General features: G+C 37.9%; 12 protein-coding genes. 6 read left to right on the forward strand and 6 right to left on the reverse strand.

The annotated features are described in order from the left end of the window. The first annotated feature begins 8 nt into the window (after positions 1–8). The 6 genes from CDC33_RS26785 (at position 9) to CDC33_RS26810 (ending at position 6,472) form a co-directional block, all read left to right on the forward strand. Entirely contained in the window at positions 9–1,166 is a 1,158-nt protein-coding gene (locus tag CDC33_RS26785; protein WP_109011501.1) for a glycosyltransferase family 4 protein, read from the forward strand. A gap of 137 nt (positions 1,167–1,303) precedes the next feature. Next, positions 1,304–2,284 (forward strand): hormogonium polysaccharide biosynthesis glycosyltransferase HpsN, encoded by a 981-nt coding sequence (gene hpsN / locus CDC33_RS26790; RefSeq protein ID WP_109011502.1) that lies wholly within the window; start codon positions 1,304–1,306, stop codon positions 2,282–2,284. A gap of 52 nt (positions 2,285–2,336) precedes the next feature. Beyond that, positions 2,337–3,512 (forward strand): hormogonium polysaccharide biosynthesis glycosyltransferase HpsO, encoded by a 1,176-nt coding sequence (gene hpsO / locus CDC33_RS26795; RefSeq protein ID WP_109011503.1) that lies wholly within the window; start codon positions 2,337–2,339, stop codon positions 3,510–3,512. Positions 3,513–3,539: 27 nt separating this feature from the next. Next, a complete protein-coding gene (gene hpsP, locus CDC33_RS26800; protein WP_109011504.1) occupies positions 3,540–4,733 on the forward strand; it encodes a hormogonium polysaccharide biosynthesis glycosyltransferase HpsP in 1,194 nt (397 codons plus the stop codon). Between the two features lie 399 nt (positions 4,734–5,132). Further along, on the forward strand, positions 5,133–5,771 hold the full coding sequence (locus CDC33_RS26805; protein WP_100900226.1) for a peroxiredoxin: 639 nt from the start codon (positions 5,133–5,135) through the stop codon (positions 5,769–5,771). Positions 5,772–5,887: 116 nt separating this feature from the next. After that, on the forward strand, positions 5,888–6,472 hold the full coding sequence (locus tag CDC33_RS26810; protein ID WP_109011505.1) for a Uma2 family endonuclease: 585 nt from the start codon (positions 5,888–5,890) through the stop codon (positions 6,470–6,472). Between the two features lie 189 nt (positions 6,473–6,661). Here CDC33_RS26810 and CDC33_RS26815 read toward each other — a convergent pair whose 3' ends face one another. The 6 genes from CDC33_RS26815 to CDC33_RS26840 all read right to left on the reverse strand — a co-directional run bounded on the left by CDC33_RS26815 (position 6,662) and on the right by CDC33_RS26840 (position 16,482). Next, on the reverse strand, positions 6,662–7,777 hold the full coding sequence (locus CDC33_RS26815; RefSeq protein ID WP_109011506.1) for a hypothetical protein: 1,116 nt from the start codon (positions 7,775–7,777) through the stop codon (positions 6,662–6,664). 45 nt (positions 7,778–7,822) lie between these two features. Beyond that, positions 7,823–8,791, reverse strand: coding sequence for a lysylphosphatidylglycerol synthase transmembrane domain-containing protein (locus tag CDC33_RS26820; RefSeq protein WP_109011507.1), 969 nt, complete (start codon positions 8,789–8,791; stop codon positions 7,823–7,825). Between the two features lie 60 nt (positions 8,792–8,851). Next, complete coding sequence (locus tag CDC33_RS26825; RefSeq protein ID WP_109011508.1) at positions 8,852–12,151, reverse strand: ArnT family glycosyltransferase; 3,300 nt, start codon at positions 12,149–12,151, stop codon at positions 8,852–8,854. Between the two features lie 2 nt (positions 12,152–12,153). After that, positions 12,154–13,527, reverse strand: coding sequence for a tetratricopeptide repeat protein (locus CDC33_RS26830; protein WP_109011509.1), 1,374 nt, complete (start codon positions 13,525–13,527; stop codon positions 12,154–12,156). A gap of 3 nt (positions 13,528–13,530) precedes the next feature. Next, on the reverse strand, positions 13,531–15,057 hold the full coding sequence (locus CDC33_RS26835) for an efflux RND transporter periplasmic adaptor subunit (protein WP_244919360.1): 1,527 nt from the start codon (positions 15,055–15,057) through the stop codon (positions 13,531–13,533). 198 nt (positions 15,058–15,255) lie between these two features. Continuing rightward, positions 15,256–16,482, reverse strand: coding sequence for a glycosyltransferase family 4 protein (locus tag CDC33_RS26840; RefSeq protein ID WP_109011510.1), 1,227 nt, complete (start codon positions 16,480–16,482; stop codon positions 15,256–15,258). Positions 16,483–16,511: the final 29 nt, after the last annotated feature.

A 16,511-nucleotide genomic window follows, 5' to 3' on the forward strand; every position in this document is an offset into this window, starting at 1 on the left:
AAAGGAAAATGGCAAAAGTTATCATAGTAGGTCAAAAGCACCTTAGTACTCCAAATCTACCTCGAAATTCTCGGCATATACTCATCCGCCCCAAACCTTTCCCCACAGGCAGATATCCTATAGAAAAAATTTGGTATCCTTTAAGCAGCTTTTTTCCCTGGCAACCTGTATGGGGAAGATACCAAGCTATTCATTCTTTCAACAAAATTTTATATACAAACAAACCTTGGTTTATCACCTTTGAAGATCATCGCTTTTTATATAGAAATCCTCAAAATCAAGGTGAAGCGGCAATTTATGAATTGTTAAATAATCGATTAGTACTAGAAAATTGCCATAAACTGATAGCTATCTCAGATTATGCCAAATTGAGATTAATTAAGCGGATAGAAGGTTGGAAGATAAAAGAAAAAATAAGTAAAAAATTGGATGTAATCCATCCAAGCTTTCCAGTAAGGGTTAATGAATCGAAACTTTATCATCAACAGCAAAACCTTCAGCTTATATTTATAGGAAATCACATTGCCCGCAAAGGCGGAGTTGTTGCTTTAAGACTTGCTAAAAAAGCTGAAAAATTAGGTTTACCTATTACTCTACATATAATTTCCGATCTGGGACATGGTTCAGGAGTACCGACGGATTTTCCCGATGAAACCAAATATGTAGAGGATTTAAAGCTGTTGGATTTAAATAATGTTGTCTTTCATAAAAATCTTCCTAATGACAAAGTTCTTGAGTTATTATCGCAAAGTCATTTTCAATTAATGGCGACATTACATGATACTTATGGCTATAGTATTATCGAAGGTTTTTCAGTTGCAACTCCTGCAATTACAACAAATGTATGTGCCTTACCAGAGTTTATTCGTCATGGCGAAAATGGCTATATTTTAAATTTACCAATTAATGAAATTAGGCACTGGAGCAATTGGCTGTATGAAGAAAAAACTAAAACTAATGAATATTGGGAAATTTTAAATAGTACTTATGATTATTTGGCAGAGCAAGCATTGCAACAAATTATTCAATTTCTTGATAGAAGTGATAAGCGAGAACATTACGAATTTTTAAGCGCAGGAGCGTTAGCTCAAGCGCAAATTGTGCATAACTCTGAAAAGCAAAATGAGTTATTTGATGAGCTTTATGCAGCAGCAGCAAGAGAATAAAGAATTAAAGACAGCTTTTAAGCAGGACTTAGGCTATTGACTAACTTGAAATTAAAGCAACAATAGCTTATTGAAGTAAATGAAAATTAAGTTTTATAAGGTTATTATCAAAGTAGAAAAATCACTTAATAAAAATTATGGATAATTGGCCATTAATTACTGTGGTTATCCCGACCTATGGTCGAGAGGAAGCCTTACGAGATAGCATTGTAGATGTTTTGAAACAAGACTATCCAAATTTTGAAGTTTTAGTGGTAGACCAAACCGCAAAACACCAGCCAGAAATTCAAGCCTATCTAGAAGAGATGGCGGGGGCAGGTAAAATTAAGTGGTTGCGCTTAGATTGGGCAAGTTTGCCAGGAGCGCGGAATTATGCAGTACGGCGGTCATCTGGTGAAATAATATTATTTATTGATGATGATGTTCAGCTAACCCCAGGATTGTTAGCAGCCCATGTGAAAAATTATCTACAAAATCCAGACGTGGGGGCTGTAGCCGGACGGGTATTTGACAGAATGAAATTGGGTGATTCTGGAGGAGATTTAGAGATTGAATATCTGCCTCCTCAAGCTATGGACCCAGGAATTGCTTGGTATCATATTGATTTAGTACATACCATTAAACCCCAGCAAGTACTGACAGCGAGGGGTTGTAATATGTCATTTCGCCGCGAAATTTTTACTAAGTACGGACTAAGGTTTGATGAGAGGTTTCGCGGTAGTGCTGTACGCGAAGAGTCAGATTTTTGTTTGCGGGTGCGACAGACGGGGTATAAAATTTGGTACGACCCAGAAGCCCACTTGGTGCATTTAGGCGAAGAAACAGGGGGTTGTCATGATATTAGTATGCGATCGCTAAAATATCAACTCACCTTTTATCACAACCATTTTTTACTAGGGCTGAAAAACCTGACTGCAACTCAAGCTTTACGCTTATATGCCCGTTTATTTGACTGTCACGTTCTGGGACGCCCACCTTGTCACAAAAGCGGTTCGCCCATAAAAATTGCCACTCGCGCTATTTTTTACACTTTAGGTTTTTTCAAAGCCTTGGGTACTGTCATTCAATCACTATGGAACGATGGTCAAATTTACAGCCGATTGGATGAACAAGTTTAGGCATTTGTCATTTGTCATTAGTCATTAGTGAATAACAAAGAATAAATGAAAAATGAGAATTTTAGTTGCTAGTCACACTTATATCGTAGACCTCAACTGTGAAAAACTACGTTCTTTATCTCAACTAGAACCGGGAATTGAAGTGACGGTTGTAGTTCCAAAGCGCTGGAAACCAGGTGGCGTGCAAAACAGAATTATTGAAACTGAATACCGTGATGAAGGCACATTTAAAATAGTTCCCGTTTCTAATTTTAGCCAAAATCATCAGGGACTCCTTACCTTTGGCGCTGATTTGATCTTTTTGTTAAAAGAATTTCGTCCCCAAATCATCCAAGTGGAACAAGGGTCTAGAGGACTAGCTTATACTCAGATGATTGTCTTAAATCAGCTATTAGGACTCAAGGCAAAAAATGTATTTTTTACTTGGTGGAATTTACCATATCAATTGAAATTACCAGTTGCTTTATTAGAAAAATATAACCTCAATCACAGCCACGGCATTATTTCTGGTAATCAAGATGGAGTAGAAGTTTTGCGGCAACGGGGATATAAAGGGGCAATTAAAGTTATGCCGCAACTGGGTGTAGACGAAAGTTTATTTACTCCCAAAGCTCAACCAGAGTTAGCAGCTAAGTTGGATATTAAAAAAGAAGATTTTATTGTAGGTTTTGTTGGACGATTTGTGCAAGAGAAAGGTTTGTTAACGCTTTTGCAAGCCTTAATCACTTTGAAAAATAAACCTTGGAAATTACTTCTACTGGGACGAGGAGAGTTGCAAAGCCAATTACTCAAAATTGCGGCAGAAAATAATATTGAAGAACGATTAACTTTGATAGAAAGTGTTCCCCATAACGAAGTTGCAAAGTATATTAATTTAATGAGTACTTTGGTACTGCCTTCAGAAACAACTTACAAGTTTAAAACCTTAACTTCTGTTGGCTGGAAAGAACAATTTGGTCATGTGCTAATTGAGGCAATGGCTTGCCAAGTACCTGTGATTGGTTCTGATTCTGGTGAAATTCCCTATGTAATTGGCGATGCTGGTTTAGTATTTCCTGAAGGTGATGCTCAAGCCCTTGCTAATTGCTTAGTTCAATTAATGGATAAACCAGATTTTGCTCATACTCTGGGTGAAATGGGTTATCAAAAAGCAATGATTAAATATACAAACAAAGCTTTGGCTAAACAGCAATTAGAGTTTTATCAAGATTTAGTCATTAGTCATTAGTGAATACAAAGGACAAATGACAAAAAAATGAAAATATTACAAATTGTTCCCTCAATTTCTCTAATTTACGGCGGCCCCAGTCAAATGGTATTAGGGCTAGCTCCAGCTTTGGTAAAAGAGGGAGTGGAAGTTACAATTCTTACAACTGATAGTAATGGTGATAATGGTCAAACATCTCTAGATGTACCTTTAAATCGCCCTATTAAACAAAATGGTTATGAAATAATTTACTTTCATTGCGCTCCATTTCGTCGCTACAAATTTTCCCTGGATTTATTAAACTGGCTAAAACGTCATGCTCACGAGTTTGACATAGCACATATTCATGCTCTATTCTCTCCTATAAGTAGTGCTGCTGCTATTGTGTGTCGTCAGCAAAATCTACCTTATATTTTCCGTCCTTTAGGTACTCTCGATCCGGCTGATTTACGGAAGAAAAAACAATTAAAACAGCTTTATGTTGCAATTATAGAACGTCAAAATTTAGCTGGTGCAGCAGCTATTCATTTTACTAGCGAACAAGAAGCTAAAATATCAGAAAAATTTGGAGTATCTACGCCAGATTTGGTGATTCCGTTGGGTGTGATTCCCTCTCAATCGCCCATTAAAAATGTATATAGTCAGTTAGAAATACCAGAGGATGTGCCTTTAGTATTGTTTATGTCACGAATTGATCCGAAAAAAGGGTTAAATTTGTTGATTCCGGCGCTAGAGAGGCTGTTAGCTATTGGTTATAAGTTTCATTTTGTCTTAGCTGGGACAAATCCCCAAGAGCCAGATTATGAAAAAAAGATAATATCCCAAATTCAAAATTCACCACTGCGATCGCACACTACAATTACTGGCTTTGTTACTGGTGAACTCAAAGTTAGTTTACTACAAGCTGCTGATTTATTTGTCTTGCCTTCCTACTACGAAAATTTTGGGATTGCTGTAGCTGAAGCAATGGTAGCAGGTATACCCGTAGTCATTTCTGACCAAGTTCATATTTGTCAACAGATACGTGATAGCGAGTCGGGTTGGGTGGGTGCAACAGATGTGCAAGCACTGTTAGAGTTACTGCAAGAAGCTTTGGAAAATCCCGCAGAACGCCAACGACGGGGATTAAACGCCCAAAAATATGCATTGGAGAATTTTAGCTGGGATGCGATCGCAAAGCAAACAATCCAAGCCTACCAAAAAATTCTGGACAAGATAGGACTTACGCACTGTACAAAATAACTATCTTGTGCATCAACCTAAATACGTTGTTTCGGGCTTTTATCAATCACCTTTGATTGAGTGCGTAGGCGTAGCCCGCCGCAGGCATCGCTAAAATCTCATTGAAAAATCTAGCTATCAGCCTTGAAAACTCTACCTGTTATTTTGGCTTTTCTGTCAATGCGTAAGTTCTACAAGAAATTAATTTAACCCAACGCAGACAACAGATTTAAGTATGCGATTTTCAATACCTAATCTTTAGTCTTTTTTACTAATTTTTACCTCCCGCATACTTATATCCGAGAGTACTGACAACCTAAAATTTTGTTTCAAACAGCTAAAGTCCGATTGGGGAATAGGGGTTTTATGTCATGATGGGATACTAGAATATATATGCCTTTCAACTACAGGGAATCTCTCATGGCTCTCCGTCTAGGTGACACAGTACCCAACTTTACGCAAGCCTCAACACACGGCGACATCGATTTTTACCAATGGGCAGGTGACAGCTGGGTTGTGCTGTTTTCTCACCCTGCTGATTTTACACCTGTTTGCACAACAGAATTAGGCACAGTTGCCAAGCTAAAACCAGAATTTGACAAGCGTAATGTCAAAGCGATCGCACTCAGCGTTGATGATGTAGAATCTCACAAAGGCTGGGTGGGAGACATTGAAGAAACTCAAAGCACCACTCTCAACTACCCAATTTTGGCAGATGCTGATCGCAAAGTTTCTGAGCTTTACGACATGATCCACCCCAACGCTAATGCATCTGTGACAGTGCGATCGGTTTTTGTGATTGATCCCAATAAGAAACTCCGCCTGAGTTTCACCTATCCTCCCAGCACGGGACGCAATTTTGATGAACTGTTGCGGGTGATTGATTCTCTGCAATTGACTGATAATTACAGCGTGGCGACACCAGCTGACTGGAAAGATGGAGAGGATGTTGTAATTGTCCCCTCACTGAAAGATCCAGAAGTACTCAAAGAGAAATTCCCCAAAGGTTACGAGGAAATCAAACCTTATCTGCGGATGACTCCTCAGCCTAACAAGTAAATCTGAAAATGATTTCGGATAAAAAGCAAAGGCGCAAAGATATAACTTTGCGTCTTTGTTTCTTTGCGTGAGAATATAGTTAGTCGGCTAGGCATCCGAACCTGGAGGAAATCCTTATGTTCTCATCCCCTTTGGTTTTGCAATTTCCGTCATCAATGCAAATGACAGACGAACAATTTTTTGAATTCTGTCAGGTGAATCGTGACTTACGCATTGAGCGAAATAAATTCGGAGAATTGGTAATTATGCCTCCTACTGGTTCAGAGACAGGAAACCGAGAAGTTAATATCTCAGGACAGCTATGGGTTTGGTCAGAACAAGATGGTACAGGTATAACTTTTAGCTCAAGTACTGGATTTAAGCTATCAACAGGTGCAGAACGCTCTCCAGATGCTTCCTGGATTAAACTAGAACGGTGGAATGCTCTATCTCCAGAACAGCAGCGAAAGTTTGCTCCCATTTGTCCAGATTTTGTAGTTGAACTCAAATCTCCTAGCGACAACCTCCAGACTTTGAAGGAAAAAATGGAGGAATATATGAATGAGCCAGGAATACAGTTAGGCTGGTTAATTGATCGTAAGCAGCGTAAAGTTTATATTTATCGTCCTGGATTGTCAGAGGAATGTTTAGATAATCCTACTACCGTTAGCGGTGAGTCGGTATTGCCTGGGTTTATTCTTAATATGAGTAAAGTTTGGTAGCTAAAGTTCTATAAAGCAATTTAACTATTCACAAGCAGTGAGGTTAAAAATGTTGACTACTGTTGAAGGGACATATCCTAATGGTTGAGTGGAACTCACTGAACAAACTATAGATGTAGATGAAAGAACGCGAGAAAACTCTAAAATTATATAGAGCATTATATTTCCTAATTCAACAATTGTCTTCTGTTAAAATCTACGAGTTTTATAGTAAAAACTTGCTATTTTGTGAGCGGTTTCTTCCCACTTTTGATTACCTGTAACAGATGCCCAATAAGCAAAAGCACGTAATGCTGTTCTCCTATCCATACTTTTTACCTTACCAGAGCGTCCTTTTTCCTGTCCAGCAGTGCGGGTATTGCCCTCAGTGCTAATTTCTCCAGAAGGCAAGATTCTTGTCTGCTCCCATAGCAGCGACTTATTGATCATCGCTACAACTTTAGAGGTTATTTCATCTTGCGGAAAGTATGTCACCCATCGCTGGGCATAAATCACACCTACCATCTGGTAACTACTGTCATGTCCATTCTTTTCCGGGTTAACCCCATCTCGACGTTGCAGAGATAAACCATCTTCAATAGATTTATGGGCGTACTCAATCAGTTCTTGATCGCCTGTTAATTTACCGGTAAGTCCTAAAGCTGTTGCAACTAAGTAACGTCGATGGGTGTATGGTTTATTACGTCCGATTCCGATTTTCCAGATATTTGGCTTAATTATCCATCTAGCTGCACGATGCACCAAAAATTTATATTTGGCTACTTGGTCAGCATACTTTTCAGAATATGGAGATTGTTCTATTACTAAAAGGGCATGAGTAACAGCTTCTACAAAGAAAGATGTGCTGTGAAAGCGATCTCCTGTTATAAAGAAGCTACCATCATCAACTTGGTGTGCAAACCCCCAATCAAACATCTTAAATCCTGCTTGAATGGCTTGTGGATCATTCTTAATCAAGCCACCAATGATTAGGTCTTCCCCATATCGCTGGTCTTCGATATACCAACCTCTTGCCTGATTACGCAGCCAACGCACGTTTGTACCGTTAGCGCCATTAGGCATCATTGATTTATACAAACCTGACAAACGTCGGTAAATAACATTTGCGATTAAATCAGTTGATTCATGCTCAAAATCTGTTTTTTGGGATAATTGACGCTGAGATAGATTACTTTGCTCTGTTCTTAAACCTACTTCAAACTGCCTATTGGGATAATTGCTATGTTGTTTAGCAAAAACCATAGTACTTTTAGTCATTAGCAGCAATAACAAAACTAACCAAGCTGCTAAATATTGCTTTTTCACCGTTTAATTTCTCCTTCCCGATCTCAAAGTTGTTATCCTGCTATTTCATTCCATTTTTCCTTGCCTTGCTAATTGAAATCCTGTTGAATCCAAAAGCAAAATAAAAGCTCCTGGCAAGCTCAACAGCCAGCTTAAGGCTGTAATTGTTAAGGATAACAGCAGAGCCTGTTCTGTAGTTAAGCCAATACGATTGAACAGGTAAATCCATAAACCTTCTTTTAGACCCAGCCCTCCTAAAGATATGGGCAGCAAGGTAACTACTACGATGATGGGAATAAATACTAAAAGCTGTAAATAAGAAATAGGTATTTTTAACTGTTGCGCCACAAGGTAGTGGTAATAAACTATAGCCAATTGGAGTAACATTGATAACCCCATTGATACAGCTAGGGCTGTACGATCCTGAGCGAATTTTCGCAACAAAATTTGAATTTTAGCAAAACGAGCAGCTACTTTGCCGAGGCGAAACTTTTCTAACCAAGGTTCTGCTAATATTAATAGGTTGGGACTTGATATGAGTAATACTGCTCCTAATAAAGCACCTACACAAGCAAGAAATAACAAAATAATATCCCAGCGTCCTATTAATTGAAAAGCGGGAGGCAAACCAATTAAAGCCAAAGCAGATAAAGCTGCTAACCCGGTAAATCTTTCTAAAAATACAGATACTAATGCAACTTCTGAATCTTTCGTTACTTGAGCAACTCTATAAACACGATATACATCTCCTCCAAGAGCGCCTGGCAAAAAAATGTTGAGAAACATTCCTGCAAAATAGCTGTTCAGCAAACTGCTCATTGGTGCTGAATGACCGCTCGAATTAAGAACAACCTGCCAGCGCCAGCAACTCAACAATTGGCAACCAGTGTAATAGACTAAAGCTAGGATGATAAAGGGTAAAGATAAATGTTTAAACTGAGTCCAAGCTTGACTAAAGTCTATGCGAGTAAATACAAAAGCAAGTAGACCAATACTTACTGTTGTTTTGATGAATATGATTGGTTTGATTTTCATTTTCTTATATATTGTATATGTAGACCTGTATTAATCAGTTTATAAGTACAGATATATAAATTAATAAGCACCTAAATCTTTGCCTTGATTGGGTATAACTTTTGGTAATCCATCTTCTAGCTGCCAAAATCGCAAACGAGTTCCAAAACTATCTATAACTGGTTTACCTAATGTTTCGATATACTCCCAAGTAGTACGTTCAAATCTCCCTCTTCTGGCATCATCTATATGAATCCAGACACGTTGATGTTTTTCTAATATATGATTTATTTGATCTATATTATTGACTACTACTCCACCAGCCCACCTATCAATTAATTTTCCGTTATGCCAGTAAATAGCATCTAAATACTCTGTTCCCATTAAAAAATAATCTAACCCGTTTAAGTTAATTGCAGCAAATGAAGGTGTAGGTGAAATAACTATATCTGCTGAATTTTTATGTTGTTGTATATACCCAAAAATTTTAGTATTACTTCTATTAATTACTTCTGAATAAGCCGCTAATACTTCAGTTGGTTGTGAGTTGACAATTATTATTATCAAACTAGATATCAACATAGCATTTCTAACAGGTATAAATCCATTTGTTGTTACCTGTAAGTGATCCCCAATAGTTTCTACTAAACATATCATGCTATAAATAGCTAGCAAAATAAATATTGGATAAACACTGTAAATGTAGCGTTCTTCTAATTGATAAGTAAGAAGTGTTACAATAATTACTTGAGATATAAACAAAATAAAAAAGAAAGATAATATAAGGTTGGATTTTTTAAAAAAGTAAAGTATTCCTATACAGAAGAAGTAACTATAAATTATTTGCATCCTATTAGAACCAATAAATATATTGGAAATTAGCATTGTGACATCAGAAAAATGTAGCCTTAGATAACTAGCCGTACTGTCAGATATTGCAGCTAAAGGAGTTAAAAGACGGATAGCCGCAAAACCAAGGTCATATATAAAAATAGTTAAAGTAACTACACATCCTAAGATAATGTGCCAGTCTTGCAACAAGCTAAACGGACGATAAAAATAAAGGAAACCAATTAAGAATACTGGCATTAGAGTTAAGCTAATCTCTTGAGTTATTAAGGTTAAAGTAAGAGCGATAAAGAAAAGGTATTGATAATACTTTCCAGATTTTTCAATAAAACCCTTGAAGAATGACCACAAAGATAGAATAGTTAGACATTGTAGAACCTGGTAAAACCGGATATTGCGTGAATACCAAAGTTCCCAAGGGTTGATAGCTAAAATTGCTGTTACTAGTAGAGCAATCCAAACTTTTCCAGTAAGCTGACGAGCAAATATATAGACTAAAATTAGAGTAGCTGTACCCCAAAGTGCGGATAACAAACGAGCATTAACTATAGAATCTCCCAATAGTCGTAACCAAAGAGCCAGCAAGTAGTGATAAAAAGGGCCACGAGTGTACCAAATACCAGAAGTAGCTATAGGTGTGCCCGTGCGTAAGATACCTCTAGCAGCATCTAGGGAAGTATTTTCATCAGAGTCTAAGTCGATAAAACCGAGGTTATGAACCCTTAGCCCAAACCCTACACTGACGATGAGGATGAGAAATATCCACTCGCCCCAAATAGACCATCTCTGCTGTATAAGATTAAATTTATCTTGCAATACTTGGATTGGTGATTCTTCCCGTCTCTGCATCCAAACGAAAATGTACGCAATAATCGCTGCTACAAACGCTAAACTAAAGACAAGAAAGATATTTCCACCCGATGCCAAGCTGAAACTAACACAAGCCACTAAACCCAGCGAGAACCAAATCAAAGATAGAGGTAATTTATTAATCTTTCTATTGATGCGAATGTAAACTAATGTCAATACAATTATGGCTGTAAACCCAAATAATATTACGTAGTTACTGTTTGGCTGGGCAAACAATAATCCAACCTCTGCTTCTGCAAAGCGATGTTTCAGCAAACCAATGGCGGCTAAAAACAAAGTAGTTGGTGAGAGTATTGCAGATCCTGCAACAAAGTTATCCCACCAACGATTCCCATATCCCAGCCATAAACCTAAAAGTGAAGCATAAATTATTGCAAAGACAACTCCTCCTATTAACCATAGACTTTGATGCCATAAATAATTAGGGTAATTGAGCAGATAGGCATTACCTTCAAAATTGCGTTGGAAACCTTCTGCTTTAGGTTTACCTAAAAGACTTACAGGTTTATCCTCACCAGCACCTTCTGTCCACTTAGATACAAGTTGATTTAAACCTGTCCAAGTATTATCAGTAGTAATTTCGCCAACAATTTCGCCTGTTGTTGTTTCTGCCCATCCATCTAGAAAGAAATTAAGAATACTATTAGGGTTAATAGAGTTAGTCTCTGTTAATACTGTATTTAGTGAGCTAATTAAGCTTACAGCTAATGTATTATTTCCAGGTTTAAGCAAGCTTGTAATTTCTAAAAGATGCAGTTGGTTGCTATTTCCCTTTGTGTAACTATTAACAAGATTGCCGTTGATTAACAGAGAATATGCACCTTGCCCAGCAAATCGAATATAAGCGCGAGAAATCTGATCTATTGGTATCTGCCAACTACCTCTGAGCCATACTTGTCCTTGAGAATTTTGATTTCCTGTAATCCAATTTCCCTGTAGAGGGCGGTCAAACAAATTTTTACTTAAGCGACTGTAAGTTGCTTCTCGAACTGAACCCAGTACCTTAGCTTCTGGCCAATTTTCATCTGAAAAATCTCGGTCAAACCATTGGAGAGATTGACGAGTTTCTGACAGATTAGAAACTCTCCAGGTGGTTTCTCCTGTTGATAAACTAATCGGTGTAGCATCATCTGTAGGATAAACACACCCCTCAACAACTACACGAGGAGTAGTTTGTCCTTTTTGAATTTCTAATGCAATAACATTTTTACCTGGACGTAAATGACGAGTTATGTCTATATATGCTGTTAATTTCCAATCATTGGAACTAGCCAGTAAATAATTGACTGATGTTTTAGTATTGTAATGATTACTATCATTAATGCCTTGAAAAGGTATTCTCAATCCTGCACCTAATCCAAGAGAATTATTGAGAACACTATTTTCTCTTGCTATAGGTCTGTTATTTACATATAAACTAAAGTCATTATCAGCACTTAATCTTAGCCAGCCTGCTTTTGCATTATCAGGTAAGTTAAAGGTATTGCGTGTATAAAAACGGTAGTTAGGTGTTTGAGGCCCAATCCATTGGGCTTGTTGTGACCAATTTACGCGCTCTACAGAAGTAGGTATTTTCTCCCAAATAGAAAATATCAAACTTCCCAATAGTAATCCTAAAGCTAATATCAAGCCCAATGGCAACCAACGCTCTGAACGTTCCATTATTATTCCTCTATTCCTGATTCATTCCAAGCTTTGGTATCAACCGATTGACGGTATCTTTCCCAGGTTTTACTAATATTGCCTTTGTTATATTCATTCCAAGTTAGATGGACATAGGCTTGTCCCATTAAACCAATCCCTGGTTCTTGAAAGTACTTCTGGCCATCTATAATTTTTTTAGCAACTTCAGCCGATTTCTGAAATTCTCCATTAACAACCCTGGCTAGCATCAGGTCATATAAAGCCTCAACATGACCCGGAAATATGCTGAATGCTTTTTCAAAAATATCTGCTGCTGTGCCAGCATTCCTAGTATTAGGTTCGTTGAAATAATTGGTTCCTCGATTTAGAAGTGCTGCAACCAAATATCCTCTTACTAAAAAGCGGTTAGGCTGAATCTCTAAAGATTTTTGAAAATAGCTTTCTGCTTCTAAAAAATTACTATCTTTATAATTTTCTAGACCTTGAATGAAATTAACTAATCCTGGTTCAGGAACATCTGTATATAACTCTGCTCTAGCCAGGCGCTCTAAAAATTCTTCATCTCCCTGCAAAGGTGGATACAATCTTGTTAAAACTTGGCTGGTGTTTACTACTTGAGAATATTCACCTTTGGCAAACTGCACATTTAATTGATAATTAATAATATTAAAATAAATGTGAGAGCCTAAAATAGCAGAAAATAATAGTAAGCTCACAGGCACTAATATTTTCATGTCTTTAGTTAGAGAATTAATTCCCTGCTGTTCCCAGGCTAGATAAAAGCCCATTAGACAGATTAGCACTCCAATTAGGCTAAAGCTCCAACCTTGTCCAATAAAAGCAAAAAAACTATTTTTATAGCTAAATCCTTCAAGGATAACTTTATCCCATGATGGAAGTTGAAAAAATCGGCTATCCTCAATTTTTAGGCCAAAAGTAGAAGTAGGAATATCTGGATTATCTAAAACTATATTCTGTTTCCATTGAGCTTGAACTTCTGAGAAATTTTTGTCTACATGAGATGATACTTTTTCTCCCTGGTTATAGTACTCTGCTGCAATAAAAGATACAGCAGGCGACCAAGTTGTAATGAAATAGGGAAAAAGTAAGATTGGTATTAATGCACCCCAAAAAACTAAGCGTGGAGCTTGTCGAATATGAAATATAAAAGTGTAAGTAAAACCTGCGATCGCACACAAAGCTAATGGCACTCTCACAGCATTTGCCCAAAATAGATTTGTACCGAATGCTTCTAGGGTTTCTGGAGGTAACCGATACCAAGGATAGATGGCTCCTAGTAATAGTAAAATAGAGCCGATTAACAGAGTAACCCTTTCTCGATTAAACCAATTAATAAAGGCAAAAAATCTGTTAGTCCAATAACTTTGATTCATCTGCTAATTTCTCTCTGCGATTGGCAATAATGCAGACTTAGCTTCTAGGCGATCGCCTGGATTTAGAGCTAAGGGAGAAGGTACTACCTGTTCTCCAGGTTTTAAGCCTTCTAGTACTTCGCGTTGATTATCAAATGTTCTTCCTAACCTGACTTTTTTCACGACAGCTTTGCCTGCTTCGGCAACCATCACCATACCTTCACCAGCAGACAAATGAGTAACAGAACTTTCTGGAATCATTAAAGCTGTTCTACTTTGATCAGTAAACTGCACATAACCTTGCAAACCTGGAGGCATTTGTAAATTATTAACAGCAACCCAAACAGAATAAGTAAATTGTCGGTCAATACCCACTTTACTAGGCTTATTGGTATTAGTTTGTACGGTTGGATTGAGCTGAATGACTCTTCCTTCAAAAGTACGTCCAGGGTATGCTACTAACCGGACTATAGCGTTATTGCCCACTTTCACAGCGTTAAGCCTAGCTTGATCAATGTAAGCCTTAAATACAACATTCTGAGTTAAGGTTACTAACGAGTTACGGTCTCGTGCATCCGCTATTTCCCCAGCATTAATATTTACCGAACTCACTAAACCATCGGTGCTAGCATATATAACTGTTCTACTTAAATTTCTCAGAGCCTCTTGGAGTTCTATTCTCCTGTTGTCAACTGTTAGCCGAGCATTTTTTACATCTTTATCTAGTGTCTGCTGGGCTAATGACAGAGCTTGCTGAGAAGAAATCAAGTCGTTTTGGCGAGCAATGTAGAAATCTTGGTTAGTAAATTGCTGGCTTTGGGTACTAATAATTCCCTGTTGAGCAGCTGCTAGTTCTCTTTTGCGAGTTGCATAGATATCTTGCATATCATAGAGTTGAAACTTGGATATTGCTCCTTGATCTGCTAAAATTTTAATTTGTCTAAGTTTCTCTTCAGCAGTCACTACCCTTACCTGAGCAGCCTGCACATTGTTGTTTAATTCTTGATCTGCAAGTTTGTCAATTGTTCTTAATCTAGTTTTAGCTGTATAAAACCTGTCTTGAGCAGACCTAACATCCTCTTTCAAGTCTGATAACCTTTGTGATACGGAGCTTTGCACGGTTGCAAGGTTCTTTTCCGCAATAGCGAGATTATTGCGAGCCGTATTTACTTGATTTACAAAGGGAGCTTTTTGTAACTGAAGCAGAGGTTGACCTCGGCGCACCCATTGCCCTTCCTCAACGAAAAGTTTTTCTACAGGCCCCGATACTAAAGAACGAACATTCACCTGCTGCATACCAACAGATTCACCAGGAGCGGCTAGATTATCCTCTAAAGCTTTTGACGCGACTAACGCAGTTTCTACTTGAATAGGTTTGCCAGCCATACGTTGTAAAGCTGGATAACCAAAACCTGAAGAGTAAAATCTAGATCCTGGGTCTTTGAGAGCAGGAAAAAGTACGGTAAAGCTTAAAATCCCCATTAAACCTAAAGGGGCTACTACGCAAGTAGTGAGAATCCCGCGAGTTAAAAGAAGACGTTGTTGTGTCATAGTATACGGGAACCTTATTCAAGTCTGATTTACTTAAGTACCTTTGTAAAAGCTATATAGATACTTCCCTGAATGGAGAACAAACTAACATTCTTCATGAAAATTGCAATTAATCGTGTAAAGGCTATATGAATACTTCCCTGAATGGAGAACAAACTAACATTCCTCATAAAAATCACAATTAATCGCAAATTTTTACTAAGCAATAGTTCCGGTAGCTTTTCCGGTTACAGTGTTGTTCAATGCGTTTGCCAATACTTGCTGCCACATAGGTGTAATGTGATGCCAGTTAAAACGAACTTGTATATCTGCTAAACCTTGTTGACCCATTGTTTGGGCTTTAGTGGGATTGGATAATAAAGTCAAGATTGCTTGTGCTAAAGCTTCTGGGTCTTTTTCTGGTACTAATAATCCTGTAGTTCCAGAATGGATTACATCGACAATTCCGCCTACAGCACTTGCAATTACAGGCTTTTGGTGGGCTAAAGCTTCTATTATTACTATTCCTAAGCCTTCAGTATCGCCCTTGCTATCTACAATTGCCGGTAGTACAAATATGTCACATCCAGCGTATTCATCAGCTAATTCTTCTTTGCTAACAAAGCCAAGGAAATCTACTACATCATTTAGACCTATTGCATCACACTGTGATTTAATCTCATCTTCGAGAATTCCCTTACCCACAATGCGTAAGCGTACAGGATATTTCGCTAGAACCGAAGGTAGAGCTGCTAATAAATATCGCAAACCTTTACGTTCATCTAACCTACCAACAAACAGGAGCGATCGCACTTCCTCTGGGGAACGTTTTTTAGGTGGCTTTGGCTTTATAGTCATACCGTAAGGGATAACGGTAACAGGCCCATCATAAATTTTACGAATCAACCCACTAGTAAAAGAAGAATTGGCTGTCACACCTTTAGCCAGAGGCACTAACCAACGGAGGATATGTGTCACAAAGCTGAACTTATTAGCTAACATGAGTTCGGCTCCGTGGAAACTAAATACCATCGGAATATCTAATAATATACTCGCAGGTAAAGCAATTAACCCATGAGGAAAAGGCCAATGAATCTGGAGTAAATTTGGCTTTTCCTTGCAACATACCCAAAACAATTGCAACATACCAAACAAGATATAAAAAGCAGCAGCTATCAAATAAAGAGGCTGTCTTTGCAACTTGGTAGGAGCACCATCTCTTGCCAAATTTTCAAAACGTTTTGGACAGTAGCGAAAGCGATATACTTTTACTCCATCTAATACGTGGCTTTTAGAACCTTCGTAGGCAGGAGCAAATACTGTAAATTTAGCCCCTGTTGCTTGCAAGCGTAAAATTGCCTCACGTACAAAAGCACCATGATTGCCGTCAGCAGTCATAGGATATACAGAAGTGACAACAAGAATGTGTTTATCTTCAATATTCATAGATGTGAAAAAATTACTACATTTAGGAT

Source organism: Nostoc commune NIES-4072 (assembly GCF_003113895.1).
Taxonomy (GTDB): Bacteria; Cyanobacteriota; Cyanobacteriia; order Cyanobacteriales; family Nostocaceae; genus Nostoc; species Nostoc commune.